Below are 24,755 nucleotides of genomic sequence, written 5' to 3' on the forward strand. Positions count from 1 at the left end.
GACGGCGCGGTCAGTAGTCGGGCTGCCAGTCCACAGTGATGCGTTTTTCGGCCAGATCCACCTTGTCCACGAAGGCCGAGACAAACGGAATCATGCGCTCCTGTGCCTTGCCGTCCTGCTCATAGGCCAGCACCAGCACGGTCTGGGGACCGGTGGACATCAACTCGCGCACCTCGCCCAGCGCCACACCTTCACGGTTGAAGACCGACAGACCGATCAGATCGACCCAGTAGTACTCGTCTTCGGAGGTGGATGGAAAACTGGATCGCGGCACAAAAATCCGCGCACCGCGCAACGCCTCAGCACCATTGCGGTCATCAATGCCCTGCGCCCAGGCCACCACGGAGTCCGAATGATCCTTGGCCTGGCGGATGGGCAGCAGCACGGTGCCGCTGAAGGTCTTGGCACCACGCTCGGAGGGCTGCAAATACCAGCGTTTGGACGAAAAAAGCGCCTCGGGATTGCTGCTGTGCGACAGCACCTTGAACCAGCCCTTGATGCCCCAGGCATCTGCGATGCGCCCCACTTCAACGGCGTCGGCAGGCAGTTCTGCGGGTTCGAGGGTCAACGGTGTGGTGGCCATGGCAGTGAGTCCAGAATGAGAAAAGGGCGGGTTCCGCCAGACCAGCCGACGGAACCCGCCCTTTTCAGGGAGCTTTAAGCAGCCTTCTTGGCGGCTTGCTTGATCAGGCGGTCCACCGTGGGGGAGGACTGGGCGCCAACGCCCACCCAGTAAGCCAGACGGTCTTGCACGATGCGCAGGCCTTCTTCAGATTCCTTGGCGGTGGGGTTGTAGAAGCCGATGCGCTCGATGAAGCGGCCATCACGGCGCACGCGCTTGTCAGCAACGACGATGTTGAAGAAAGGACGGCCCTTGGAGCCGCCGCGGGAGAGTCGAATGACGACCATGATTTATCCTTCGGGTGGTGAACTCCGGCAACATTTGCCGTAAGCCACAGTGTTCGCAACCATATTCGCAACGCTTGAGACACGCGACATGGCCACCCGGCCAGCGACACGCTGCAAAGCCTGCGATTATATCCATTTCCCCAAAATGCCCTCTATCCGCCCCAGCACTGACAGCGATATTCCTGCCATCACGGCCATTTACCAACACCATGTGCTCCACGGCACGGGCACCTTCGAGATAGATCCTCCCTCCGAAGCCGACATGGCGAGCCGCCGCGCTGACGTGCTGGCGCGTGGCCTGCCCTGGCTGGTTGCTGAGAAAGACGGTCAAGTGCTGGGCTTTGCCTATGCCAACTGGTTCAAGCCCCGCCCGGCCTACCGCTTCTCGGCCGAAGACTCGATCTACGTGGCCGATCAGGCCCGCGGCATGGGCCTGGGCCGCAAGCTGCTGGCCGAGCTGGCGGTACAGGCCGAAGCGGCTGGCGTGCGCAAGCTGCTGGCGGTGATTGGAGACTCTGCCAACGCAGGCTCGATCGGCGTGCACCGGGCCCTGGGCTTCACCGATGTGGGCATCATGCGCTCGGTGGGCTGGAAGTTCGGCGCCTGGCGCGACATCGTGCTCATGGAAAAGACCCTGGGCGCGGGCGACACCACTTCTCCCGAATAGCGCGGCACCCATGAAAAACAAAACCGTAGCCGCCTGGCTCGCCTTTGTCGGCGGACCCTTGGGCCTGCACCGCTTTTACCTTCATGGCCTGTCCGACATGCTCGGCTGGTTGTTGCCCATCCCCACGGCGCTGGGCATCTATGGCATTCAGCGGGTGCAACAACTCGGCCAGGACGACCACTACAGCTGGGTGCTGATACCGCTGCTGGGCTTCACGATTGCCGCCTGTGCGCTGCGCGCCATCCTGTACGCGCTGATGACACCCGAGGCATGGAATGCGCGCTACAACCCCAGCGCCGCACCGGACGCCGCGCCGGGCAGGACGCAATGGATCACCGTGGGCGCCATCGTGGTGTCCCTGCTGATCGGGACCACGGTACTGATGGCCAGCCTGGCGTTCAGTTTCCAGCGGTACTTTGAGTACCAGATCGAGGAAGCGCGCAAGATCTCGCAATGATCCGCTGGCAGGCGCCAATGCAAACGCCCCATCGAATTCACACTCAATGGGGCGTATGCGCTAGTACTGATTGCCTTGAATGCTATATATTTAATAGCACCCACAACAGCTCCGCCGTCAGAACAGCTGCAGGCTGATCCAGTAGGCGACGGCGGCCACAAAGGCGCTTGCTGGGATGGTCAGAATCCACGCCCAGATGATGTTGCCGGCCACGCCCCAGCGCACGGCGCTGGCGCGCTGCGTGGAGCCCACACCGACGATGGCGCCCGTGATGGTGTGCGTGGTGGACACCGGAATGCCCAGTGTGGTGGCCAGAAACAAGGTCAGCGCCCCGCCCGTTTCGGCACAGAAGCCGCCCACAGGCTTGAGCTTGGTGATCTTCTGGCCCATGGTCTTCACAATGCGCCATCCGCCAAACATGGTGCCCAGGCCAATGGCCACGTAGCAGCTGATGATGGCCCAGGTGGGGGGCGAGGCATCAGACGCCGACGCATACCCCGTGGCAATCAGCAGCAGCCAGATGATGCCGATGGTCTTTTGCGCATCATTGCCGCCGTGCCCCAAGCTGTAGGCGCCGGCAGATACCAGCTGCAACCGGCGGAACCACTTGTCCACCTTGCTCGGGCGCGTGCGCCTGAAGATCCAGGCCACGGCCACCATCATGAGCGAGCCCAGCGCAAAACCCAGCAGCGGCGAGACAAAGATGAACGCCACGGTTTTGAGGATGCCCGCCGAGATCAGCGCACCCGCACCAGCCTTGGCAATCACAGCGCCCACAATGCCGCCGATGAGGGCGTGCGAGGAGCTGCTGGGGATGCCGTAGTACCAGGTGATCACGTTCCAGGTGATCGCGCCCACCAGGGCGCCAAACACCACATGCGTGTCCACAATGCCGGGCTGCACGATGCCCTTGCCCACCGTCGCTGCCACGCTCAGGTGAAAGACAAAGATCGCCACAAAGTTGAAGAAGGCGGCAAACAGCACCGCCTGCGCGGGCTTGAGCACGCCGGTGGAGACCACCGTGGCGATCGAATTGGCCGCGTCATGGAACCCGTTCATGAAGTCGAACAGGATTGCCAGGGCCACAAGCAGAACCACAACCCAGAGGGCCGTCTGTACGGTTTCCATACTGGTCAGCCTGCGCGGATCAGGAGTTCTCGAGGACGATGCCCTCGATGCAGTTGGCCACGTCCTCGCACTTGTCGGTGATCGTCTCCAGCAGTTCGTAGATGGCCTTGAGCTTGATCACCTCGCGGACATCGGGCTCCTCGCGGAACAGCTTGCTCATGGCGCTGCGCATCACGCGGTCGGCGTCGGATTCGAGCTTGTCGATCTCCTCGCAGGTCTTGAGCGCGGCCTCGGCAACGGCCGGGTCGGCGATCTTGTCGAGCAGCTTGACGGCATCGCGCAGGCGCTCGCAGCACTTGAGGCTCAGGTCCGTGAGGCGGGTGATTTCTTCCGTCATGTGCCGCACGTCGTACAGCGCCATGGTTTCAGCCGAGTCCTGGATCAGGTCGGCCACATCGTCCATGGTGTTGATCAGCGTGTGGATCTGCTCACGGTCGATGGGGGTGATGAAGGTCTTGTGGATGGCCTTGTTCACCTCGTGCGTCACACGGTCGGCGGCACGCTCGGCGTTGTCCACGTCCTGGTTGTACTTGTCGCGCAGGTGCGGGTCGCTGTAGTTGGCCACCAGTTGCGAGAAGGCCCGGGCCGCCTCGACGATGCGGTCCGCATGCTGGTTGAACATTTCGAAAAAATTGCCTTCGCGTGGCAACAGCTTGGCAAACAGCATGGAGACTCCTGGATCGGGAACGAATGGTGAGAAAAGGCCGCGCCATGACAAAACCATGACGCTTTCGTGACCCGGCGAGTTTAACCGTGCGCCCTGCAGGGACTGATGCCACTGCCTCATGCAGTCATGCGCACGGTGCCGAGGGCGGCGACACGCTGGCCGTTCAGGCTTTGTGTCTTCAGGCGCCCCGAAAGATGAAATACACCGCCCCCACCAGGCACAACCCCGCCCAGAGGTAGTCCCACTTCAGGGGTTGCCCCATGTAGAACACGGCGAAGGGCACAAACACGCCCAGCGTGATGACCTCTTGCATGATCTTGAGCTGCCCCACGTTGAACTGGGTGAAGCCAATGCGGTTGGCCGGCACCTGCAACAGGTATTCAAACAGCGCGATACCCCAGCTGACGAGGGCCGCGACATACCACGGCGAAGACGCCAGGTTCTTCAGGTGGCCGTACCACGCAAAGGTCATGAAGATATTGCTGGCAGTGAGCAGCAATACCGTTTGCAAAGAAATAGGCAGGGATTGGAGCGCGTTCATGGTGGAGCGGCAGGCTGGGGAAGTGAACGAAGCGGCCGATTATGAACAAAACCGATCGATTGCGCTGGTGTTACATACCTTGTCAGCTATATTTTTAATAGCAAATTACTGCAACACCACCCCCACCAACAGACACAAAAAAAGGCACTCCCGAGGGAGTGCCTTGCTGGACAGCCGCCGCACCACACCAGCGGCGCGCAGGCTTGCGGTCGCTTATTCGCCCAGGTAGGCAGCGCGCACCTTGGGGTCGTTGAGCAACTGCTGGCCAGGGCCCGACATGGTGATCAGGCCAGACTCCATCACGTAGCCGCGGTCGGCAATCGCCAGCGCGCGGCTGGCGTTCTGCTCGACCAGCACGATGGTCACGCCCAGCGCGTACACGTCGCGCACCACCTCAAAGATCTTGTCCACCATGATGGGGGACAGGCCCATCGAGGGCTCGTCCAGCAGCAGCACCTTGGGCTGGCTCATCAGCGCTCGGCCCATCGCCAGCATCTGCTGCTCACCGCCCGACATGGTGCCGGCCAGCTGGTCCTTGCGCTCGCGCAGGCGCGGGAAAATGGTGAACATCTTCTCGATGTCAGCCAGGATGCCGGCCTTGTCGGAGCGCGTGTAGGCGCCCATTTGCAGGTTTTCGGTGATGGTCATGCGCGCAAACACGCCACGGCCTTCCGGCACCATCACCAGGCCCTTCTTCACTAGGTCCCAGGCGCCCTTGCCCTTGATGCTTTCGCCCAGGTACTCGATGTCGCCGTCGTTCATGGCCAGGGTGCCAGTGATGGCCTTCATGGTGGTGGTCTTGCCCGCACCGTTGGAGCCGATCAGCGAGACCAGCTCGCCTTCACGCACTTCGAAGTCCACGCCCTTCACGGCCTGGATACCGCCGTAGGCGACCTTCAGGCCCTTGACCTGCAGCAGTACCTTGTTGGATTTTTCGGCCATTCTCAATGTCCTCCGGTGCCCAGATAGGCCTCAATCACTTTTTCGTTCTTCTGCACTTCGGCAGGGTTGCCTTCGGCGATCTGCTTGCCATAGTCGAGCACCGTCACACGGTCGCACAGGCCCATCACCAGCTTCACGTCGTGCTCGATGAGCAAGATGGTGCGGTTGTCTTTGCGGATGCGGTCGATCAGCTCGCGCAGCAGCACCTTCTCGGTGGCGTTCATGCCGGCGGCGGGCTCGTCCAGCGCAATCAGTTGCGGATCGGTGGCCAGGGCCCGGGCGATCTCCAGGCGGCGCTGGTCGCCATAGCTCAAAGTGCGCGCCTTGTAGTCGGCAAACTTGCCAATGCCCACGTAGTCGAGCAGTTCCTGTGCGCGCTTGGCGATGGCCAGCTCTTCTTCCTTGAAGCCCTTGGTGCGCAGCACAGCGCCCAGCAGGCCAGACTTGGTACGGATGTGGCGGCCCACCATCACGTTTTCCAGTGCCGTCATTTCTGCAAACAGGCGGATGTTCTGGAAGGTGCGCGCAATGCCTGCCTTGGCCACTTCGTGCACGGCCGTCGGCTCGTAAGGCTTGCCAGCCAGTTCAAAGGTACCGCTGTCGGGGGTGTACAGGCCGGTGATCACGTTGAAGAACGTGGTCTTGCCTGCGCCGTTCGGGCCAATCAGGCCATACACCTGGCCTCGCTCAATGGTGATGCCCACGTCGGAGAGGGCTTGCAGGCCGCCGAAGCGCTTGGAAATGCCCGCAACCCGCAGCACCACGTCGCTGGCTGATTTCTGAATGTTCTCTGCCATGTTCTAACTTTCTGCGGTGTTCAGGTCTTCTGCGTGAGGCTCTTGCCATGGTCGGGCGCAGGCCACAGACCACGAGGACGCATCAGCATGATGATGATCATGGCCAGCGCGATCAGCAGCTGGCGCAGGATGGCGGAGTCCAGGCGACCGTCCGTCATGGCCTGCAGAGGGCCTGCCACATAGCGCAGCACTTCGGGCAGGGCCGACAGCAGCACGGCGCCAAGGATCACGCCAGGAATGTGGCCGATACCGCCCAGCACCACCATGGCGACGATCATGACCGACTCCATCAGGCTGAACGACTCGGGCGACACAAAGCCCTGGAACGCACCGAACATCGCACCCGACACGCCGCCGAACGAAGCCCCCATGCCGAAGGCCAGCAGCTTCATGTTGCGGGTGTTGATGCCCATCGCCTTGGCAGCGATTTCATCTTCACGGATGGCCATCCAGGCGCGGCCGATACGCGAGTCCTGCAGGCGGTAGCAGATGATGATGGACACCACCACCAGGGTCAGGAACAGGTAGTAGTACAGGGTGACGGAATTGATGTCGAAACCGAACACCTCCAGTCGCTTGCCCAGGTCCAGGCCAAAGATCTTGACCGAGTCGATCTGGCCCAGGCCCTTGGGGCCGTTGGTCAGGTTGACCGGGTGGTCCAGGTTGTTCAGGAAGATGCGGATGATTTCGCCGAAGCCCAGCGTCACGATGGCCAGGTAGTCACCGCGCAGCTTCAGCGTGGGCGCCCCCAGCATGGCGCCAAAGAACGCCGCTAACAACGCCGCCACCGGTATCACGATCCACAGCGAGGTATGCAGCCCGTTGGGGAACATGGCGGCAAACGCCGCAAAGTTGTCCGCCAGGTGCGGCGAAGCCATCAAGGCAAACAGGTAGGCGCCCACGGCGTAGAACGCCACGTAGCCCAGGTCCAGCAGGCCGGCGTAGCCCACCACGATGTTCAGGCCCAGGGCCAGCAGCACGTACAGCAGGGCCAGGTCGGCGATACGCACCCAGGCGTTGCCGAAGGATTGCAGAATCAGCGGCAGCACCAGCAGCGCGACGGCGCCGATGATCCAGTTGGTTTTGGTGTTCTTCATGGTGTGAGGCTCCTCAGGCGCGATCGGCCACACGCTCACCCAGCAGGCCCGAGGGGCGCAGCGTCAGGATGATGATGAGCACGATGAACGCAAAGATGTCGGTGTAGTGGCTGCCCAGCAAACCGCCCGTGAGCGTGCCGATGTAGCCGGAGCCGATGGCTTCGATGAGGCCCAGCAGGATGCCGCCCACCACCGCACCGGCCAGGTTACCGATACCGCCGAACACCGCCGCCGTGAAGGCCTTGAGCCCCGGCAGGAAGCCCATGGTGTGCTGCGCCGTGCCGTAGTTGGAGGCATACATGATGCCGGCGATGGCCGCCAAGATGGCGCCGATGATGAAGGTGGCCGAGATCACCATGTCGGGCTTCACGCCCATCAGGGAGGCCACGCGGGGGTTCTCCGCCGTGGCGCGCATGGCGCGGCCCAGGTTGGTGTGGTTGACCAGATAGACCAGGGAAGCCAGGGCCACCGCCGTCACCCCCAGGATCAGGATCTGGGTGGGAGTGATGTAGGCACCACCCAACTGGAACGGCGTGCTGGGCAGCAGCGTGGGATAGGGCTTGTAGTTGGGCTTCCAGATGATCATGGCCAGCGTCTGCAGCAGGATCGACATGCCAATGGCAGTGATCAGGGGGGCAAGACGGGGGCTGGTGCGCAGTGGCTTGTAGGCCACCTTTTCGATCACGAAGTTGAGCGTGGCAGCGACCACGCAGGCGATGAGCGTGGCCAGCAGCAGGATGACCCAACCCGGCGCGCCGGGCATGGCAGCCTGCATCATTCCAATACAGCTCCAGCTGGTGAGGGCGCCGATCATGAGCACCTCGCCGTGGGCGAAATTGATGAGTTGAATAATGCCGTACACCATCGTGTAGCCCAAGGCTATCAAGGCGTACATGCTGCCGAGTACCAGACCGTTGATGATCTGTTGCAGCAAAATGTCCATAAGAGAAGTCCTTCGTTTGTGACGTACCCACCGCTTTGGCACCGGAATCGGTACAGCCTTGTGGGCCCGACTGCCATCTAGCAAAAAACCCGCCAGGAATGCAGCTGTGCGGGTTTGTGGACGGGATTGTAGCGAGTAGTCACAACCGCCCCAATCCAAGCCGGGCGGGGTTTTCCCTCGGGTTTTGGTCACATCAGCGCGCCACGCACTGCATAAGGAATTTTGATGCACGCAAGATAATTGATGTGCAAACTTATTACCTTGATCATGCAGAATCGGCATAAAGCAGGCTGCGCAGCACCTTGGGACTGCCGCAGGACATGCGCGGCCACCTCGCCCCACCGACCAGCCCCCCCCCCCCCGCTCCCCGCGATCAGAAGGCGTTGTCTGAATCCTGAAGGCCTGGCGTGGCTGCTGCGGCATTGCGTTCGCGCAGCTCACGCAGCTTCAGGGCAATCTTGATTTCGAGACCCCGCTCCACGGGCTGGTAGAAGCCGGGCTCTGGCATGCCTTCGGGCAGGTAGTTCTCCCCCGCCGCAAAGCCACCCTCTTCGTCATGGGCGTAGCGGTAGCCCTTGCCGTAGTCGAGCTCTTTCATCAACTTGGTGGGCGCATTGCGCAGGTGCATGGGCACCGGGCGTGTGCCATCCTGTTTGACCCAGGCCCGCGCCGCGTTGTAGGCCTTGTAGACCGCGTTGGACTTGGGCGCCACCGCCAGGTACACCACGCATTCGGCCAGCGCCAGCTCGCCCTCAGGGCTGCCCAGGCGCTCGTACACCTCGCTCGCGTCCAGTGCCAGGCGCAATGCGCGCGGGTCGGCCAGGCCCACGTCCTCGGCTGCCATGCGCACCAGCCGGCGCGCCATGTAGCGGGGGTCAGCACCGCCGTCGAGCATGCGCACCAGCCAGTACAACGCAGCGTCGGGGTCAGAGCCCCGCACCGATTTGTGCAACGCGCTGATGGTGTCGTAGAACTGCTCGCCGCCCTTGTCATAGCGGCGCATGCGCTCGCCAAGCACCTTGAGCAGCCAGGCATCGGTGATCTCGGAAAGCTTCTCCTGCGCAGCCGCCATGGCCAGGGTTTCGAGCGTGTTGAGCAGGCGGCGCGCGTCGCCATCGGCATAGGCCACCAGGCGGTCGATTGCTACACCTTCGATAGCAGGCAGCGCATCTTCCTCCTGCGCCAGGGCCACAATCTGCTTCAAATCTTGCTCAGACAGCGGCTGCAGCACGTAGACCGCCGCTCGCGACAGCAGCGCGGAATTCACCTCAAACGAAGGGTTCTCGGTGGTGGCGCCGATGAAGGTGAACAGGCCTGATTCAACGTGTGGCAAGAACGCGTCTTGCTGACTCTTGTTGAAGCGGTGCACCTCGTCCACAAACACGATGGTGCGCTGCTGCATCAACCCATCGCGCGCGGCCTGGGCCTGCTCCACCGCCTCGCGAATGTCCTTGACCCCGCCCAACACGGCGCTGATGCTGATGAACTGCGCATCGAACGCATCAGCCATCAGGCGCGCAATGGTGGTCTTGCCCACTCCAGGTGGGCCCCACAGGATGCAGCTGTGCGGCCGGCCTGACTCGAAGGCCAGGCGCAGCGGCATGCCCGGGCCCAGCACGTGCTGCTGCCCAATCACCTCGCCCAGCGTGCGGGGCCGCAGACGTTCTGCCAGGGGCTGGTGGGTGGAGGGGTGAGCCGGAGAAGGGGCGGAGGCACCGCGTGCTGCCATGTTCGTATCCTGTCTACAGTACGCCGATTTTCAAGCCAAATTGGCTTCTAGCGCCCAAAAATCATGCGTTGGCAGCTATTGTTTCAAGAGCAGAAACTACTGCTTCACCACATCAGCCCCTGCCGGAGGCTTGAACTGGAACGTGCTGGCAGGCAGCGCCGCATTGGCCTGCATACCGGTAAAGCGAATCAGCGAGCGCTGGCCAAAGCTGTCCAGAATGTCCAGGGCCGCCAGCTGCTCGCCCGCAAAGCCCACACGCACGCTCTTGAGCTGGCCGTCCTTGGTCCTGGGGCTGGCCAGCACCCACTGCAGGCCGTCCGCATCCGGCGAGGCCTCCAGCGTGAACTCGGCCTTCAGCGCCGACAGGTCTGGCGCTGACGCCAGCAGCGCAGCGGGCGTGCTGCCCAGCGCCTGGGACTGCGAGCGCTGCGTGACCTGGTTCAGGTCCACGTCGTACAGCCACAGCGTCTGGCCGTCAGCCACGATGGTCTGGTCAAAAGGTTTTTTGTAGACGAACTTGAAGCGCCCGGGGCGCTGGAACTCAAAGCTGCCGCTCGATGTCTTGGTGCGCGCGGTCTGGCCGTCCTTGGGGGGCGAGGTCACAGTCTGGGTGAAGTCGGCCTTGCCCGTCTGCGTGCCCTTCATGAAGGATTCCAGGCTTTTCAGCCCGTCAGCGCTAGCCATGCTTGCCGCAGCAGCTATCAAAATTGCAGTAGCGATCTTTTTCAACAGAAACTCCTGTGGGGTAGGGTCCGGCCTTGTAGTCCGGCCGATCATTCGCTGCGGTTGGGTACCAGCACTTCACGCTGGCCGCTGGTGGTCAGGCCACTGACGAGTCCGGCCTTCTCCATGTCTTCCAGCAGCCGCGCCGAGCGGTTGTAGCCAATGCGCAGCTTGCGCTGCACGTACGAGATGCTGGCCTTGCGGTCCTTGAGCACCACTTCGACGGCCTGGTCGTACATGGGGTCCTTCTCGCCCCCTTCGCCACCACCACCCTCCCCTGACAGATCACCCTCGCCATCCACAGTTCCACCTTCGAGCACGCCTTCTATGTAGTCCGGCTCCCCTTGTTCCTTGAGGTAACTGACGACACGGTGTACTTCTTCGTCCGACACGAAGGCGCCATGCACCCGGATCGGCAGGCCGGTGCCGCTGGCCATGTAGAGCATGTCGCCCATGCCCAACAGCGCCTCGGCGCCCATCTGGTCAAGGATGGTGCGGCTGTCGATCTTGGAGCCCACCGAGAACGCGATGCGGGTGGGGATGTTGGCCTTGATCAGGCCGGTGATCACATCCACGCTGGGGCGCTGGGTGGCCAGGATCAAGTGGATGCCGGCCGCGCGCGCCTTTTGCGCCAGGCGGGCGATCAGTTCTTCGATCTTCTTGCCCACGACCATCATCAGGTCGGCCAGCTCGTCGATGATGACCACGATGTGCGGCAGGCGCTGCAGCGGCTCTGGCTCTTCGGGCGTGAGGCTGAAAGGGTTGTAGATGAACTCTTCCTTGGCCTTGGCCTCGTCGATCTTGGTGTTGTAGCCCGCCAGGTTGCGAACGCCCAGCTTGGACATGAGCTTGTAGCGGCGTTCCATCTCGGCCACGCACCAGTTCAGGCCATGCGCCGCCTGCTTCATGTCGGTGACCACGGGCGCCAGCAGGTGCGGAATGCCTTCGTAGACCGACATTTCCAGCATCTTGGGGTCGATCATCAACAGACGCACATCGCGCGCCTCGGCCTTGTACAGCAGCGAGAGGATCATCGCGTTGATCCCCACCGACTTGCCCGAGCCCGTGGTACCCGCCACCAGCACGTGCGGCATCTTGGCCAGATCGGCCACCACCGGGTTGCCCACGATGTCCTTGCCCAGGCCCATGGTGAGCATGCTCTTGGCCTCATGGTAGACCTGCGATCCCAGGATTTCGGACAGGCGGATGGACTGCCGCTTGGCGTTGGGCAGTTCCAGCGCCATGTAGTTCTTGCCGGGGATGGTCTCCACCACGCGGATCGACACCAAACTGAGCGAGCGCGCCAGGTCCTTGGCCAGTCCCACGATCTGCGAACCCTTCACGCCCGTGGCGGGCTCGATCTCGTAGCGCGTGATCACCGGGCCGGGCATGGCCGCGACCACGCGCACTTCCACGCCAAAGTCCTTCAGCTTTTTCTCGATGAGCCGGCTGGTCATCTCCAGCGTCTCGGGGGCCACGGTTTCCTGGCGCTGCAGGGGTCCGTCAAGCAGGTCCACCAGCGGCAGCTTGCTGTCCGGCATCTCGGTGAACAGGGGTTTCTGCCGCTCTTTCACCACACGGGTGCTCTGTGGCACATCCACCAGAATCGGCTCGATGATTTGCACGGGCTCGGGGTGTTGCACCTCGCTTTCGGTGCGCTCCTCCAACACCACCACTTCGCGCTCGCGAGCCGCCTTGCGGCCCACGGCGACGTCCTTGGCCACCTCGCGTTTTGCCAGGCGCGCCTGTACCAGCGCATCAAGGCGCCCTCCGAGAAACTCCGCCACATGGCCCCACGAGAAGCGGAACACCAGCGCCGCCCCCGCCACCGCCAGCACGATCGCCAACAAGCCGGAGCCCGTAAATCCCAGCCACTTCACGCCAGCTGGCCCCACCAGGTACCCCAGCACGCCACCCGCATGCCCAGGCAGGAACGATTCAAACCGGTACAAACGCGACCACTCCAGCGCCGTGCTGGAACACATCAGCACCACCAGTCCACCCCAGAACGTGGCCCGGCGCACCAGAGGGCTGGCGGCGCCTGCCACCACTTCGCCTCCGCGCATCCAGCGCGCCAGCGACGACAGCCAGGCCCGCACGCCAGCCGCCACGCACCACCACACTGAAAACCCCAGCGCAAAGTAGCTGCCATCGGCCAGCCAGGCGCCAAAGCGCCCCGCCCAGTTAGCAACGGAGCGCGCGTCGCGGGCACCCGAGGTGGACCAGGCCGCATCCTGTGCCGAATAGCTGACCAGCGCCAGCAGCCAGAAAACCAGGGCCAGCAAGCCCACCACCAGGGCAATTTCGTGGCCAAAACGGGCGGCGCCCGTGCGGGGCGGCGACTTGGCCGCCGCCGATGCATTCAGGGTATTGAGGGAATAGGTCATAAACGTGCGGGGTGAGCTTACCCCATGCGTTGCGCTGGGCGCACCACCCGGCGCAGGGTCCGCCCCCCGGATTTCAGCCCAGCGCGTTCAGCCGGTCCTTGAGCAGGGTAGCCCCGCTGGGCAGCGCCTCGATGAAGCCGCGCTCCTCCAGGTCTTTCATCACGCGGCTGACCATTTCGCGGGAAGCTCCCACCATCTTGGCCAGGTCCTGGCGGGAGATTTTGTCCTTGATCAGCAGCTGCCCCTGCGCATCGGGCACCGCAAAGTCCAGCAAGGCATGGGCCACACGGCCGTACACATCCAGTAACGCGAGTGACTCAATCTTGCGATCTGCATGGCGCAGCCGCTTGACCAGCCCGCGCATCACCACCAGCGACATGGACGCGTTCTCGGTCAGGCAACGTGCAAACTCCGCGCGCCCCAGCATCAGCACGTCGGTCTGCACCTCGGCACGCACCGTGGCCGAGTGGGGTTCGTTGTCGATGATGCTCATCTCGCCCAGGTAGTCGCCCTGGGCGAGGGTGGCCAGAATCACCTCACGCCCCCGGCTGTCCGAGGTCATGACCCGGGCGCGCCCTGTGAGCAGGATGAACAGAGCATTGGACTTTTGCCCCTGCTCCACCAGCGCCTCGCCCCGCTTGAAGCGGCGTTTGATCACTGCGCCGCTGATCACCTCGGCCTGCGCCACCGTCAGCAGCGAAAACAAAGGTACCCGGCGCAGCAGGTCGAGGTTGGACAACATCGTGGACATGCAAACATCTCCTTTCAGGGGTGCGACCCAACCGGAGCCGCAACGGGTTATCAATGGGTTCTTACAATCACCGTGATTGAAAACGGGGCCACTCTCGCGAGCGGACGCCGGTTGATACTCGGCGGCTCAACCCCCAGCTTTCCCAACAGCGCCCCATGTAGCGGGCGCAAAACACAGGCTTTTACCATGTCCACCACCCAACACGCGAAAGTTCTGATCCTCGGCTCGGGCCCTGCGGGCTACACCGCAGCGGTTTATGCCGCCCGTGCCAACCTGAACCCGGTGCTGATCACCGGCATGGCCCAGGGTGGCCAGCTGATGACCACCACCGAGGTGGACAACTGGCCTGCCGACGTGCACGGCGTGCAGGGACCGGAGCTGATGCAGCGTTTTCTGGAGCACGCAGAACGCTTCAAGACCCAGATCATCTTCGACCACATCAACAAGGTCGATTTCAGCAAGCGGCCCTTCACACTCGCCGGCGACAGCGGTACCTACACCTGCGACGCATTGATTCTGGCCACTGGCGCATCGGCCAAATACCTGGGCCTGCCTTCGGAAGAAGCCTTCATGGGCAAGGGCGTGTCCGGCTGCGCGACCTGTGACGGCTTCTTCTACCGCGAGCAGGATGTCTGCGTGGTCGGTGGCGGCAATACGGCGGTGGAGGAAGCGCTGTACCTGTCGAACATCGCCCGCAAGGTCACCCTGGTGCACCGCCGCGACAAGTTCAAGGCCGAACCCATTCTGGTGGACAAGCTCAACGAGAAAGTGGCAGCGGGCAAGATCGAGCTCAAGCTGTTCCACACTCTGGACGAGGTGCTGGGCGACAACACGGGCGTGACAGGTATCCGCATCAAGAGCACGAAAGACGGCAGCACGGAAGACATCAAGCTGCAAGGTTGCTTCATCGCCATCGGCCACGCGCCCAACACCGAGATCTTCCAGGGCCAGTTGGAGATGGAAAACGGCTACATCATCACCCAGGGTGGGCTCAAGGGTTTTGCCACACAGACCAGCGTGCCTGGCGTGTTTGCCGCAGGCGACGTGCAGGACCATGTGTACCGTCAGGCCATCACCAGCGCGGGCACCGGCTGCATGGCCGCGCTGGACGCCCAGCGCTTCCTCGAACAAGAGTCTTGATGAAAAAATGAGCCGCAGGTTATAATCTGCGGCTTTGCTGAATTCGGCCCGTTTTTGCGGTCCTCCGAAACAGGCAAATCGGGTTACCGCCACCCTTTCTGGCGAGGTGAGGCCGCAAGCCAACCTGGGCACACAGCCCAGGGCTCAGCGAACGGCCGTTAATCAGTATCGGAGTGTCCTCATGGCACGCGTCTGCGACGTAACGGGCAAGAAGCCCATGACGGGGAACAATGTTTCCCACGCCAACAACAAAACCAAGCGCCGGTTCCTGCCGAACCTGCAATACCGCCGTTTCTGGGTCGAGACCGAAAACCGTTGGGTGCGCCTGCGTGTTTCGAGCGCTGCCCTGCGTTTGATCGACAAGAACGGTATCGACTCGGTGCTCGCAGACCTGCGTGCACGTGGTCAGGCTTAAGGAGAAGCACCATGGCAAGCAAAGGCGGACGCGACAAGATCAAGCTGGAATCCACTGCGGGTACCGGTCACTTCTACACCACGACCAAGAACAAGAAGACCATGCCCGAGAAGATGCTGATCATGAAATTTGATCCCAAGGCTCGCAAGCATGTGGAATACAAGGAAATGAAGCTGAAGTAATTCAGTCTCTTTCTTGTCATTCGAAAAGCCGCCCGGCATTCAGCCCGGCGGCTTTTTTCATGGCTGCAATCCATGCATGCAGCCCGATGACTACAGCACCGCCTCCCGCCATCGACGACTTGTTCCCCACCAACTGCGCGCGCCAGCAGGTCCACAGCCAACAAAAAACCGCTGAAGGCACAAAGCCCTGCAGCGGTATATGGGGAGGTGCGCCGGGGTCAGTGGTCCGACCGACAGCGCCACCAAGGCATTACATCAGGCCCGTGCAGCGCGCAGACTGATGGAGAACTCGCGCAGAGTGGCAATACCGCTCTCCTCGGCGCGGCGGCACCAGGCCTGCAAGTCGGCAGTGAGTTGCTCACGGGATTGCGAGGTATTGAGCCACAGCTGACGCAGTTCTTCGCGCATGGTCACCATCTTGTCCAGGGCCGGATGCGCAGCGCGGGCCTGAGCCAGCTGGGGCAAGGCCCCCGCCGGCACCTTCTCGGCATCGCGATGCAGCCAGCGCTTGGCGGCCTTGAGCACCGATACATCGGCCTGACGGGCCTGCAGCGCGGCAATCTCATCCTTACACGCCTTGCGCACACCACGCGCATAGCCCGCCATCACTTCATAGCGGTTGGCGATCAAGGCCTCCAGCGTCTTTTCATCAGCCACCGGCTTGACATCGCCCAGTTGCAGCTTGGGCGGCACCTTCTTCACAGTGGCCCAGCCGATTTTCTTCATGAGGCTGATGTACACCCAGCCAATGTCAAATTCATACGGCTTGACCGAGAACTTGGCCGACGTGGGGTAGGTGTGGTGGTTGTTGTGCAGCTCTTCGCCGCCAATGATGATGCCCCAGGGCGACAGGTTGGTGCTGGCGTCCTGCGCCTCGAAGTTGCGGTAGCCCCAGTAGTGGCCCACACCATTGACCACCCCTGCTGCCCAGAACGGAATCCAGAGCATCTGCACCGCCCACACCGCAGCGCCCAGGGCGCCAAACAGGGCCAGGTTCAGGATGAGCATGAGGCCCACGCCCTGCCAGCCGTAGCGGGTGTACACATTGCGCTCCATCCAGTCATCGGGCGTGCCGTGACCGAACTTCTTGATGGTTTCCATGTTCTTGGACTCGGCGCGGTACAGCTCGGCGCCGCGCCACATCACGGTGTCCAGCCCGCGGGTCTGGGGGCTGTGGGGGTCATCCACGGTTTCACACTTGGCGTGGTGCTTGCGGTGGATGGCCACCCATTCCTTGGTCACCATGCCGGTACCAATCCACAGCCAGAAGCGGAAGAAATGCGAGGGGATGGCATGCAGGTCCAGCGCGCGGTGTGCCTGCGCGCGGTGCAGGAAGATCGTGACCGCCGCGATCGTGATGTGGGTCGTGGCGAGGGTGTACAACACGATCTGCCACCAGGACAGGTTCCACAACCCATTTCCCAGCCAGTCAATGGCGGCGTTCAGTACAGCCCAGTCGGGTAACAGCATATTCACAAAAACCTTACTACAGAGAACCCGCTTACCAACGAAACAGGTCATTAATTTTAGATGGCCCGTTTCTGAACGGATCAGGGGAATCCACAGTATTTACGCTGGTTTAGGGTGTTTAGAGCCCTACCTCCAGCGTTTCAGTCCTTTTTGGCCCAGATGGCGGCAAAAAACCCGTCGGTCTGATGCAGATGGGGCCATAAGCGCAAATAACCACTGCCCGATGCACCCCCGCTGCACAAACCCTTGGCCCCCTCGACCTTGAGCTGCTCCAGCAGTTCACCAGCATCCAGCAGCTGAAAGTCGGGGTGTGTTGCGCTGAAGGCCTCGGCAATGGCCTCGTTTTCTTGCGGCAGGATGCTGCAGGTGGCATACACCAGACGGCCGCCCGGTTTGAGCAGGCGGGCTGCGCTGTCCAGGATGGCCGTCTGCTTGGCCACCAGCTCCTCGATGGCCTTGGGCGACTGGCGCCATTTGAGGTCGGGGTTGCGCCGCAGGGTGCCCAGGCCCGAGCAAGGCGCGTCCACGAGGACGCGGTCGATCTTGCCCGCCAGGCGCTTGACGCGGTCATCACGCTCGTGGGCGATGGCGGCAGGGTGCACGTTCGACAGGCCGCTGCGGGCCAGACGCGGTTTGAGCGCATCCAGGCGGTGAGCTGACACGTCAAAGGCGTACAGCCGCCCAGTGCTGCGCATGCTCGCGCCAATGGCCAGCGTCTTGCCCCCAGCGCCAGCGCAGAAGTCCACCACCATCTCGCCACGCTTGGCGTCGAGCAGCAGGGCCAGCAGCTGTGAGCCCTCGTCCTGTACCTCGATGGCGCCCCTAGTGAAGGCATCGAGCTTGGTCAGCGCGGGCTTGTCGTCAATGCGCAGGCCCCAGGGTGAATACGGTGTGGGATGCGCCTTGATACCAGATTTGGCCAACTCCTTTTGCACATCGGCGCGCTTGTCCTTGAGGGCATTGACGCGCAAATCCAGGGGGGCGCTCTGGGCCAGACTTTCCACCAGCGGCCAGAAGCCATCGCCCAGCTGGTCCTTCAGGGGCTTGACCATCCATTCGGGCAGGTTGTGGCGATGGCGCTCCATCAAGTCATCGACCGTGACCGCATCGCACTGATCCAGCCAGTTTTTCTCCTGGTCGGTCAACGCACTCTTGAGGAAATCGCGCGGGCCATAGAAACCCAGGATGGCCAGGCGGCGCTCCTTGGGACCCGAGCCTGACGGGGCCATGTGGTCAAACAGGAGCTTCTTGCGCAGAACGGTGTAAACCGTTTCAGCCAGCGTGGCGCGCTCGCGCGGCCCCAGGCCCCGGTTGTCGCGGAAGAAACGCGACACCACCGCGTCGGCGGGGTGTTCAAACGTGAGGGTGAGCCTGACCAGTTCGGCGCAGGCGTCGAGAAGAACTTTGGGATGCATCCTGCGATTGTCCCATTCCCTGCCAACCTGGCGACATCGCCCCCACCCGCCCAGTGCGGGAGCCAAACCTCAACGGCCAATTCGCTCCATGCGCGGCCTGGGCGTCAACGGGTATAGATCGGCTCGAACGCCGAGCGCTCGATCTGCTGCAGCGTCGGTGACTCGCCCGCCCACAGCACCAGCGCCGGCCCCGGCAGACTCAGGTTGCGCTCCAGCGCGCGGCACAGGTGATAGCGGCTTTCATCGTCCATGCCCGGCAGCTCGACAAACACCAGGTAGGCCCTGCGCTGGGGGTACTCGCGCAGGTTCTTGCGCACCAGCCAGCAGCGGGCCAGAGGAGCGCAGCGGGCCAGTTCGGATTGCAGTTCGGCCAGCTCGAAGGAGCTGAGGTCATGCCGCACGATCTGGCTGAAGAACGAGGTGCCCGACAGCTCTTCCCAGGCCCGCTCTTCGGATTCTTGCGCGCGTTCCAGCCGCTTGCGCCACTGCTTGAAGGCGGCTGCATCGTGGTCCAGCCCCAGGCGCGGGGTCTCCAGCTCGGCCAATGCCGTGCGCGCGGCCCAGTAGCGGTCGCTGCTGCCTGTTTCCCACAACCGGTGCAGCAGCTGGAGCTTGCCCTCCCGATCATCGTCCGCCAGGCAAGGCACCAGTCCACGCAGCGCAGCGGGGTATTCGGGGCTGCGCTGCAAGGCCAGCTCGTACAGGGCGCGCACATCGGCATGCGGGTCCAGGTGGCGCTTGAGGCGGGCCAGTTCCACCAGGTCGGCCGCACTGCTCTGTGCCGTCGATGCACCCAGGGCCTCGGCGCGTGCGCGCACGCGCCCCAGCCAGGCGTGGTGCTGCTTCCATTCGCTGGCATTGTCGCGGCACCATTGCTTGTCGAAATGTGCCACCCAGCGCTTGGCATCCGGCCCCAACAGGGCCAAAGCGTTGCCGCGCGACCAGTCGGGCAGCGTGGGCGTGGCATCCAGTGCCTCAATGCGGTCGCGCAGGCCGGGGTGGGTGTCGTCCAGATTGCTCAGGCGCTTGAGCGCCTGGCGCAAGGCGTCGTTGGCAAAGGCTGCATCGGGGGCCTTGGCCAGGGCACGGCGCATGCTGCGGTAAGGGCCCACCGGCAACGGATTGCCCGCCGCTGCACACCAGTGGCTGCCCCAGAACTCTGCCTGCAGCCACGCGCCCCGGATCTCGATCTCGGCGAGGGCCGCAGCGGTCACGTCGCGGCCCAGCAGCTTGCCAGCGATCCGGTCGGCTTCGTATTCATCCTGGCGGGCCAGCGCAAAGGTCTTGGCAGAGAAACGCGGAAAGTACCAGCGCATGAACATCTGGGTGGCGGCAGCGACCGGGCCTTCATCGTCGGCCAGGCTGTGGTTCAGGCGCATCCACGACAGGCGCGTGCGGTAGATCCAGGCCGCAAAGCGGCCATGGTCGCCCCGCAGGTGGCCATACTCGTGCGCCAGCACCGCCAGGAACCGCGGCCGGTCAAGTGCCATCAACAGCGGCAGGCCAATGCTCAGGTGATTGACAGCGCCGCCCAGCAGCCCAAAACGCGGCAGTTGCTGGATGCTGGCATTGAACTCGTCGGTCAGCGTGACCTTGTGGATGGGGGGGCCCTTGATCTTGCGGCGGATGCGCGCCAGCGCTTCAAACAGGTCGGGGGCATCCAGTGCTGTGATCTCCACGCCCTGGGGCTCATCAAACCGCACCCACAGCGCACGCAGGCTCACCCACAGCAGCCCCCCTGCACCCAGCAGGGCCCACAGCATCGCGAAACGAAAGCGCCCCTGCAGCAACTGGGGCACCACCCACAGCAAAATACCCACGGCCAGTGCCATACACCCCAGCACCCATGCATAACCCAGGGCGGCAAACGCAGCCACACTGCGGCGATAGGCGCGGCTGTTCTCGGCGCTGGCATGCTCGCTCATGCGCACCATGTGCACAAAATCTGCCTGATCCACGGGCGTCCCTCACTCTGGTTGATTTTTTTCAGCCGCCATCCTAACCATTCACGCCACCGCAATACCATGACCGACGACGACCTGCCCGAGCTCATCCGCACGCCACCCGGCCTGTACCGCCACTACAAGGGCATGCTTTACGAAGTGATCGACACCGTGCGCCACAGCGAGACGCTGGAGCCCATGACGCTGTACCGCGCGCTGTATGGCCGGCGCGGCCTGTGGGTGCGGCCCGCCGCCATGTTTGAGGAGCAAGTGCTCATCGATGGCGTGCTGCGCCCCCGGTTTGAAAAATGGGAGGGCGAAGCTCCCGCAGCCTGAGCCCTACTGATATCCGGCGACAGCGCGCGGAAACACTGCGGCCACCACCAGCCCACCGCCCGGTGCATTGCGCAGCGCCAGTTGGCCACCGTGGCGCCGCACGATGTCGCTGGCGATGGTGAGCCCCAGCCCCACCCCGCCGCTCTGGCGATTGCGCGAGGCCTCCACACGGTAGAAGGGCTCCAAGACCCGGTCCAGCTCCTCGGGCGGCAGGCCCGGGCCGTGGTCACGCACCTCGATGGTCAGGGCGTCTGCCGCATCGTGCAGCGTGACCTCGGCGCTGCCGCCGTAGCGCACGGCATTGCCCACCAGGTTGTCCAGGCAACGCCGCAGTGCCACGGCCTGCACGCGCAAGGGGGCAGCCTGCCCCGCCACGGTGACGGAGTGGCCCATCGCCACCTGGTCGTCCGCCATGCTGTCCACCAGGGCCTGCACATCCAGATGCACCCAAGCCTCCGCACCCGCCACGCCGCGCAGGTAATCCAGCGTGGAGGCAATCATGGCGTCCATTTCGGCAATGTCGCGCCGAAACAGCTGCTGCGCCTGGGCGTCGCCCAGGCCTTCGGTGCGCAGCCGCAGCCGCGTCAGGGGCGTGCGCAAATCGTGCGACACGGCAGCCACAAAGCGGTCGCGCTCGGCCAGTTGCTGGCGGATGCGCGCCTGCATCTGGTTGAACACACGGCTGGCGTCGCGGCATTCCAGCGTGCCGTCCTCGGGCAACGGGGTGCGGTGGATGTCGCGCCCCAGCTCCTGTGCGGCCGTGGCCAGCCGGCGCATGGGGCGCGACAGCCAGCGCGCAGCCCACCAAGCTGCAGCCACCAATGCGGCCAGGCGCACACTGATGTCCAGCAACAGGCCCAGCTGCAGCGACGGTGGTGCGTTCCACAAGCCCGGTGCGGGCCCCGGCGGCGGCAATGGGCGCCCATCGGCCGCCAATGCGTGCGGCGGCGGGCCAGGCGGGTGGCCTGGATGGGCAGGGCGCAGCTCGAACATCAGCGTCAGCGCCAGCACATGGCTCACGATGACGGCGGCGATGAGCAGCAGAGCGAGCCGGCCAAACAGGGTGTCAGGCGTGCAGCGCTGGACTGCAGCGCGCAGCTGCGATTGCGTGGGCGTCAGTGGGGCCACCCTACCTGCCCTTGCAGCGACTGCACGTTGAACAGATACCCGGCACCGCGCACGGTGCGGATCATGGAAGGCGACCGCGGGTCGTCCGCAAGCTTGCTGCGCAGGCGTGACACCAGCAGGTCGATGCTGCGTTCGAATGCATCCATGGCCCGGCCGCGGGCCTGCTCCATGAGCTGGTCGCGGCTGAAAACGCGGCGCGGCATGCGCAAAAAGGTGCACAGCAAACGGAACTCGGCATTCGACAAGGGCACCACCATGCCCCCGGGCGACACCAGATGCCGCTCCAGGCTGTGCAGCGTCCAGCCATCAAACCGCACCACTTCGTCGGGGCCCTGCCGCACAGGCGCCTCGGCGCCGCGCGTGCGGCGCAGCACAGTCTGGATGCGGGCTACCAGCTCACGCGGCTCGAAGGGTTTGCCCATGTAATCGTCCGCGCCCATCTCCAGCCCCAGCACGCAGTCATACGGGTTGGCGCGCGCGGTGAGCATGATGATGGGCACCCGCGAGCGCTCACGCAGCTCCCTTGCCAGCGTGATCCCGTCGGTGCCGGGCAGCATCACATCCAGCACCACCAGGCCGATGGGCTGGGCGGCCATCTGGGCGCGCATCGTCTGCGCGTCACAGGCCGCGTGGGCGGCATAGCCAAAGCGGGTCAGGTAGTCGGTGAGGAGTGTGGTGATCTCGACATCGTCGTCCACCACCAGGATGTGTTGCATGGGCAGGCACAGGCACAAAAGAACGCACCAAGTTTAGGGAGGCTGCGCACCCTGCTCGGGGCAATCTGGCGGGCCTTTGCCCCCCTGTTCATGCCTTGCATCTGCCCTTTGTATCGGCCTTGGTACAAAGCGGACAAACCCTGGAGACACGCGCACCCAAGAATGGGATCGGGCCATGGCTGAGGGCTTCCGCAGTGGAGGGCCCGGCACCGGTCCACCTTTGGAACGAAAGGAACAACGATGACGACCATCAGTAGCGTCAGCAGTGCCTGGTCCAGTGCGAGCGTGCAGCGGGCATCGCGCCCGGGGCCTTCGCCGGAGCGGCTGCTGTCCAAGATCGATACCGACGGTAGCGGCGGCGTGAGCGACACCGAATTGCAGGGCCTGCTGGACAACGTGGCGAAGAAAACCGGCGTCAGCAGCCAGACCAGCGCGGCCGACCTGGTGAAGCAATACGACGCCAACGGCGACGGCAGCCTGAACGCCGACGAGCTGGGCAAGACTCTGCAAAGCGTGCTGCCACCGCCCCCCTCCACCATGGCATTTGCCCAGTCGCGCGGTGGCGAAGGCAGCAGTTCGGCCACCAGCGCCACCGGCCAGGCGGGCGACGACCTGTTTGGCAAAGTGGACAGCGACGGCGATGGCGCCGTGAGCAAGACCGAGCTGCAGGCCCTGCTGGAGGCCATGTCCGGCGGCACCGCCAGCCAGACCGGCGTAAGCAGCGACGACGTGTTCAGTCAGCTGGATACCGATGGTGATGGCAGCCTGACGCAGGCCGAGTTCGATGCGGGTCGCCCCTCAGGCCCCGGCGCGGGTGCCGATGGCATGCAGGCCATGGGCGGCATGCCAGCACCTCCGGGTGGTCCGGGTGGTCCGAGGGGTGCAGGTGGCGCAGGAGCCGCATCCGACAGCAGCTCGGCGACCAGCTACGACCCCCTGGACACCAACGAGGATGGCAAGGTCTCCGCCGCCGAGCGCCTGGCGGGCGGAACCAGCACAGCCGAGCAGGACGCCATCACCGCGCTGTTCAACGCCATCGACACCGACGGCGATGCCAGCATCAGCGCCAGCGAGTCAAAGGCGTTCATCGACCAACTGACCAGCCAGGTGCAGTCCACCACCAGGACCGAGTCCACCGGCCGCAACGACCTGGCGCGGCTGGCCGACTTTGCGCGGCAGCAGTACGAACGCGCCGCCAGCGACTGGCGCACGGCGTCGAATACCAGCAGTCTGAGCGCCGTGGCCTGACAAGGTGTGAACGACCCGGCGGCGCCCTCCGGGCACCCCTGATTTCTGGCCGCACAGTGCGATTCGCCCGTCAGTTGACGAGCTGTGCGAGCCAGAAACCGGCCCCGGGGGCTGGTGGATGGGCCCTGGGACACGAAATCTGATCCAAATCGGCCAGATGCGCTAGTGCATCATGCCTTGGTTGCTATAAATTCAGTAGCAAATTCCCTGCCAGCGTGGGAGCGGTGGGCACCCCACGCGCACGGCCCTGCCTCGCCCCGACCTCACCCCCTACAGGGAGCGCACCAGCGCCCGCACGGCGCGGGGGTAGATCACATGCTCCTGGGTCAGCACCCGGGCGGCCAGCGTCTCGGCGGTGTCGCCCGGCAGCACCGGCACCACGGCCTGGTCCAGGATGGGGCCCACATCCAGCTCGGCCGTCACCTGGTGCACCGTCACGCCCGCAAACTTGCAGCCCGCGTCGATGGCGCGCTGGTGCGTGTGCAGCCCGGTAAAGGCCGGCAACAGCGAAGGGTGGATATTGATGAGCCGCCCGGCGTAGTGCGCCACAAACCCTGGCGTCAGGATGCGCATGAACCCCGCCAGCACCACCAGGGCAGGCTGGTGGCGGTCGATGGTGGCCGCAAGCTCGGCATCAAAAGCCTCGCGGCTGGCAAACGCCTTGTGGTCCAGCGCCTCGGCGGCGATGCCCTGCTCGCGCGCAAACACCAGCCCGGCGGCCTCCGGTTTGTTGCTGATGACGGCCGCCACGCGGGCGCCGTAGCGCTGCTCCCAGCGCTCCTGCTGTGCCGTGCGGACGATGGTGGCCATGTTGGAGCCGCCGCCAGAGATCAAAATGACGATGTTCTTCATAAATTGCCACGGATTATCTAGGAGGCTGTCGAGCATGGGGTTGGCGCTGCGCCACCGCCTGGGGGTGCCAGGCAAGGCGCGGGTGAGGCCGTGTGGCCCAGCCACACAACGAACCCGCAACGCAGCATGGCGGCCCCAGGCGGCGGCCCGAAGGGTTGTGCGACAGAGCACG

The 24,755-nt window shown here is 63.9% G+C and carries 26 protein-coding genes; 7 read left to right on the top strand and 19 right to left on the bottom strand.

The window, feature by feature from the left end:
• Positions 1-10: 10 nt before the first annotated feature.
• On the bottom strand, positions 11-583 hold the full coding sequence (rimM, locus tag C8C96_RS20895) for a ribosome maturation factor RimM (protein ID WP_116749217.1): 573 nt from the start codon (positions 581-583) through the stop codon (positions 11-13).
• A 74-nt stretch (positions 584-657) separates the two neighbouring features.
• Positions 658-909 carry a 30S ribosomal protein S16 gene (gene rpsP, locus C8C96_RS20900; RefSeq protein WP_015013104.1) on the bottom strand — a complete coding sequence of 84 codons (252 nt, stop codon included), beginning with the start codon at positions 907-909 and terminating at the stop codon, positions 658-660.
• Positions 910-1,054: 145 nt separating this feature from the next.
• Between rpsP and C8C96_RS20905 the strand changes: the two genes are divergently transcribed.
• Both C8C96_RS20905 and C8C96_RS20910 read left to right on the top strand, forming a co-directional pair.
• The gene (locus C8C96_RS20905) at positions 1,055-1,576 is read left to right on the top strand and encodes a GNAT family N-acetyltransferase (protein ID WP_056061071.1); all 522 of its coding nucleotides are present in this window, start codon (positions 1,055-1,057) and stop codon (positions 1,574-1,576) included.
• A 10-nt stretch (positions 1,577-1,586) separates the two neighbouring features.
• Positions 1,587-2,033 carry a TM2 domain-containing protein gene (locus C8C96_RS20910; protein WP_056061068.1) on the top strand — a complete coding sequence of 149 codons (447 nt, stop codon included), beginning with the start codon at positions 1,587-1,589 and terminating at the stop codon, positions 2,031-2,033.
• Between the two features lie 117 nt (positions 2,034-2,150).
• On the opposite strand, the gene C8C96_RS20915 is transcribed toward C8C96_RS20910, so the two are convergent.
• The 11 genes from C8C96_RS20915 to C8C96_RS20965 all read right to left on the bottom strand — a co-directional run bounded on the left by C8C96_RS20915 (position 2,151) and on the right by C8C96_RS20965 (position 13,738).
• Entirely contained in the window at positions 2,151-3,161 is a 1,011-nt protein-coding gene (locus C8C96_RS20915; protein WP_056061065.1) for an inorganic phosphate transporter, read from the bottom strand.
• A 19-nt stretch (positions 3,162-3,180) separates the two neighbouring features.
• Positions 3,181-3,828, bottom strand: coding sequence for a DUF47 domain-containing protein (locus C8C96_RS20920; protein WP_055403060.1), 648 nt, complete (start codon positions 3,826-3,828; stop codon positions 3,181-3,183).
• 178 nt (positions 3,829-4,006) lie between these two features.
• The gene (locus C8C96_RS20925) at positions 4,007-4,369 is read right to left on the bottom strand and encodes a DMT family protein (protein ID WP_015013099.1); all 363 of its coding nucleotides are present in this window, start codon (positions 4,367-4,369) and stop codon (positions 4,007-4,009) included.
• 213 nt (positions 4,370-4,582) lie between these two features.
• Positions 4,583-5,311: an ABC transporter ATP-binding protein gene (locus C8C96_RS20930; protein WP_056061060.1), complete on the bottom strand. Its 729-nt coding sequence runs from the start codon at positions 5,309-5,311 to the stop codon at positions 4,583-4,585.
• Positions 5,312-5,313: 2 nt separating this feature from the next.
• Positions 5,314-6,108: an ABC transporter ATP-binding protein gene (locus C8C96_RS20935; protein WP_056061058.1), complete on the bottom strand. Its 795-nt coding sequence runs from the start codon at positions 6,106-6,108 to the stop codon at positions 5,314-5,316.
• Positions 6,109-6,128: 20 nt separating this feature from the next.
• The gene (locus tag C8C96_RS20940; protein ID WP_056061055.1) at positions 6,129-7,205 is read right to left on the bottom strand and encodes an ABC transporter ATP-binding protein; all 1,077 of its coding nucleotides are present in this window, start codon (positions 7,203-7,205) and stop codon (positions 6,129-6,131) included.
• Between the two features lie 13 nt (positions 7,206-7,218).
• Positions 7,219-8,148 carry a branched-chain amino acid ABC transporter permease gene (locus tag C8C96_RS20945; RefSeq protein WP_056061051.1) on the bottom strand — a complete coding sequence of 310 codons (930 nt, stop codon included), beginning with the start codon at positions 8,146-8,148 and terminating at the stop codon, positions 7,219-7,221.
• 373 nt (positions 8,149-8,521) lie between these two features.
• The gene (locus C8C96_RS20950) at positions 8,522-9,877 is read right to left on the bottom strand and encodes a replication-associated recombination protein A (RefSeq protein ID WP_121943510.1); all 1,356 of its coding nucleotides are present in this window, start codon (positions 9,875-9,877) and stop codon (positions 8,522-8,524) included.
• 96 nt (positions 9,878-9,973) lie between these two features.
• Complete coding sequence (gene lolA, locus C8C96_RS20955; RefSeq protein ID WP_121943511.1) at positions 9,974-10,606, bottom strand: outer membrane lipoprotein chaperone LolA; 633 nt, start codon at positions 10,604-10,606, stop codon at positions 9,974-9,976.
• Between the two features lie 44 nt (positions 10,607-10,650).
• Complete coding sequence (locus C8C96_RS20960) at positions 10,651-12,987, bottom strand: DNA translocase FtsK (protein ID WP_121943512.1); 2,337 nt, start codon at positions 12,985-12,987, stop codon at positions 10,651-10,653.
• 73 nt (positions 12,988-13,060) lie between these two features.
• On the bottom strand, positions 13,061-13,738 hold the full coding sequence (locus tag C8C96_RS20965; RefSeq protein WP_056061043.1) for a Crp/Fnr family transcriptional regulator: 678 nt from the start codon (positions 13,736-13,738) through the stop codon (positions 13,061-13,063).
• A 186-nt stretch (positions 13,739-13,924) separates the two neighbouring features.
• Between C8C96_RS20965 and trxB the strand changes: the two genes are divergently transcribed.
• The 3 genes from trxB (at position 13,925) to rpmG (ending at position 15,475) form a co-directional block, all read left to right on the top strand.
• Positions 13,925-14,878 carry a thioredoxin-disulfide reductase gene (gene trxB / locus C8C96_RS20970; protein WP_121943513.1) on the top strand — a complete coding sequence of 318 codons (954 nt, stop codon included), beginning with the start codon at positions 13,925-13,927 and terminating at the stop codon, positions 14,876-14,878.
• A 181-nt stretch (positions 14,879-15,059) separates the two neighbouring features.
• Positions 15,060-15,293, top strand: a complete 234-nt coding sequence (gene rpmB, locus C8C96_RS20975; protein ID WP_010463481.1) for a 50S ribosomal protein L28 — start codon at positions 15,060-15,062, stop codon at positions 15,291-15,293.
• A gap of 11 nt (positions 15,294-15,304) precedes the next feature.
• Positions 15,305-15,475: a 50S ribosomal protein L33 gene (gene rpmG, locus C8C96_RS20980; RefSeq protein ID WP_008904999.1), complete on the top strand. Its 171-nt coding sequence runs from the start codon at positions 15,305-15,307 to the stop codon at positions 15,473-15,475.
• A gap of 255 nt (positions 15,476-15,730) precedes the next feature.
• On the opposite strand, the gene C8C96_RS20985 is transcribed toward rpmG, so the two are convergent.
• The 3 genes from C8C96_RS20985 to C8C96_RS20995 all read right to left on the bottom strand — a co-directional run bounded on the left by C8C96_RS20985 (position 15,731) and on the right by C8C96_RS20995 (position 20,318).
• A complete protein-coding gene (locus C8C96_RS20985; RefSeq protein WP_056061039.1) occupies positions 15,731-16,945 on the bottom strand; it encodes a fatty acid desaturase in 1,215 nt (404 codons plus the stop codon).
• Between the two features lie 140 nt (positions 16,946-17,085).
• Positions 17,086-18,360 (bottom strand): RsmB/NOP family class I SAM-dependent RNA methyltransferase, encoded by a 1,275-nt coding sequence (locus tag C8C96_RS20990; protein WP_121943514.1) that lies wholly within the window; start codon positions 18,358-18,360, stop codon positions 17,086-17,088.
• Positions 18,361-18,464: 104 nt separating this feature from the next.
• The gene (locus C8C96_RS20995; RefSeq protein ID WP_121943515.1) at positions 18,465-20,318 is read right to left on the bottom strand and encodes a M48 family metalloprotease; all 1,854 of its coding nucleotides are present in this window, start codon (positions 20,316-20,318) and stop codon (positions 18,465-18,467) included.
• A gap of 66 nt (positions 20,319-20,384) precedes the next feature.
• Here C8C96_RS20995 and C8C96_RS21000 point away from each other — a divergent pair, with 66 nt between their 5' ends.
• Positions 20,385-20,639 carry a DUF1653 domain-containing protein gene (locus C8C96_RS21000; protein WP_121943516.1) on the top strand — a complete coding sequence of 85 codons (255 nt, stop codon included), beginning with the start codon at positions 20,385-20,387 and terminating at the stop codon, positions 20,637-20,639.
• A 3-nt stretch (positions 20,640-20,642) separates the two neighbouring features.
• Here the strand turns inward: C8C96_RS21000 and C8C96_RS21005 are convergent, their stop codons facing one another.
• Entirely contained in the window at positions 20,643-21,767 is a 1,125-nt protein-coding gene (locus tag C8C96_RS21005) for an ATP-binding protein (protein ID WP_121943517.1), read from the bottom strand.
• On the bottom strand, positions 21,755-22,483 hold the full coding sequence (locus tag C8C96_RS21010; protein ID WP_056061026.1) for a response regulator: 729 nt from the start codon (positions 22,481-22,483) through the stop codon (positions 21,755-21,757). Before C8C96_RS21010 ends, C8C96_RS21005 begins: the two co-directional genes overlap by 13 nt.
• Positions 22,484-22,723: 240 nt before the next feature.
• Here C8C96_RS21010 and xopAW point away from each other — a divergent pair, with 240 nt between their 5' ends.
• Entirely contained in the window at positions 22,724-23,731 is a 1,008-nt protein-coding gene (gene xopAW / locus C8C96_RS21015; protein WP_121943518.1) for a XopAW family type III secretion system calcium-binding effector, read from the top strand.
• 270 nt (positions 23,732-24,001) lie between these two features.
• Here the strand turns inward: xopAW and purN are convergent, their stop codons facing one another.
• Positions 24,002-24,583, bottom strand: coding sequence for a phosphoribosylglycinamide formyltransferase (gene purN / locus C8C96_RS21020; protein WP_056061020.1), 582 nt, complete (start codon positions 24,581-24,583; stop codon positions 24,002-24,004).
• Between the last annotated feature and the right edge of the window lie 172 nt (positions 24,584-24,755).

Origin of the sequence: Acidovorax sp. 100 (genome assembly GCF_003688355.1) — a bacterium.
GTDB lineage: Bacteria > Pseudomonadota > Gammaproteobacteria > Burkholderiales > Burkholderiaceae_C > Acidovorax > Acidovorax delafieldii.

Coding starts and splice junctions, on each gene's coding strand:
- C8C96_RS20950 (WP_121943510.1), bottom strand. CDS start 9,877: ATGGCAGCACGCGGTGCCTCCGCCCCTTCTCCGGCTCACCCCTCCACC.
- rpmG (WP_008904999.1), top strand. CDS start 15,305: ATGGCAAGCAAAGGCGGACGCGACAAGATCAAGCTGGAATCCACTGCG.
- C8C96_RS20925 (WP_015013099.1), bottom strand. CDS start 4,369: ATGAACGCGCTCCAATCCCTGCCTATTTCTTTGCAAACGGTATTGCTG.
- C8C96_RS20945 (WP_056061051.1), bottom strand. CDS start 8,148: ATGGACATTTTGCTGCAACAGATCATCAACGGTCTGGTACTCGGCAGC.
- rpmB (WP_010463481.1), top strand. CDS start 15,060: ATGGCACGCGTCTGCGACGTAACGGGCAAGAAGCCCATGACGGGGAAC.
- purN (WP_056061020.1), bottom strand. CDS start 24,583: ATGAAGAACATCGTCATTTTGATCTCTGGCGGCGGCTCCAACATGGCC.
- C8C96_RS20985 (WP_056061039.1), bottom strand. CDS start 16,945: ATGCTGTTACCCGACTGGGCTGTACTGAACGCCGCCATTGACTGGCTG.
- C8C96_RS20915 (WP_056061065.1), bottom strand. CDS start 3,161: ATGGAAACCGTACAGACGGCCCTCTGGGTTGTGGTTCTGCTTGTGGCC.
- C8C96_RS20965 (WP_056061043.1), bottom strand. CDS start 13,738: ATGTCCACGATGTTGTCCAACCTCGACCTGCTGCGCCGGGTACCTTTG.
- C8C96_RS20910 (WP_056061068.1), top strand. CDS start 1,587: ATGAAAAACAAAACCGTAGCCGCCTGGCTCGCCTTTGTCGGCGGACCC.
- rimM (WP_116749217.1), bottom strand. CDS start 583: ATGGCCACCACACCGTTGACCCTCGAACCCGCAGAACTGCCTGCCGAC.
- C8C96_RS20905 (WP_056061071.1), top strand. CDS start 1,055: ATGCCCTCTATCCGCCCCAGCACTGACAGCGATATTCCTGCCATCACG.
- C8C96_RS20990 (WP_121943514.1), bottom strand. CDS start 18,360: ATGCATCCCAAAGTTCTTCTCGACGCCTGCGCCGAACTGGTCAGGCTC.
- C8C96_RS20940 (WP_056061055.1), bottom strand. CDS start 7,205: ATGAAGAACACCAAAACCAACTGGATCATCGGCGCCGTCGCGCTGCTG.
- rpsP (WP_015013104.1), bottom strand. CDS start 909: ATGGTCGTCATTCGACTCTCCCGCGGCGGCTCCAAGGGCCGTCCTTTC.
- C8C96_RS20920 (WP_055403060.1), bottom strand. CDS start 3,828: ATGCTGTTTGCCAAGCTGTTGCCACGCGAAGGCAATTTTTTCGAAATG.
- C8C96_RS20960 (WP_121943512.1), bottom strand. CDS start 12,987: ATGACCTATTCCCTCAATACCCTGAATGCATCGGCGGCGGCCAAGTCG.
- C8C96_RS20935 (WP_056061058.1), bottom strand. CDS start 6,108: ATGGCAGAGAACATTCAGAAATCAGCCAGCGACGTGGTGCTGCGGGTT.
- C8C96_RS21000 (WP_121943516.1), top strand. CDS start 20,385: ATGACCGACGACGACCTGCCCGAGCTCATCCGCACGCCACCCGGCCTG.
- C8C96_RS20930 (WP_056061060.1), bottom strand. CDS start 5,311: ATGGCCGAAAAATCCAACAAGGTACTGCTGCAGGTCAAGGGCCTGAAG.
- trxB (WP_121943513.1), top strand. CDS start 13,925: ATGTCCACCACCCAACACGCGAAAGTTCTGATCCTCGGCTCGGGCCCT.
- xopAW (WP_121943518.1), top strand. CDS start 22,724: ATGACGACCATCAGTAGCGTCAGCAGTGCCTGGTCCAGTGCGAGCGTG.
- C8C96_RS21010 (WP_056061026.1), bottom strand. CDS start 22,483: ATGCAACACATCCTGGTGGTGGACGACGATGTCGAGATCACCACACTC.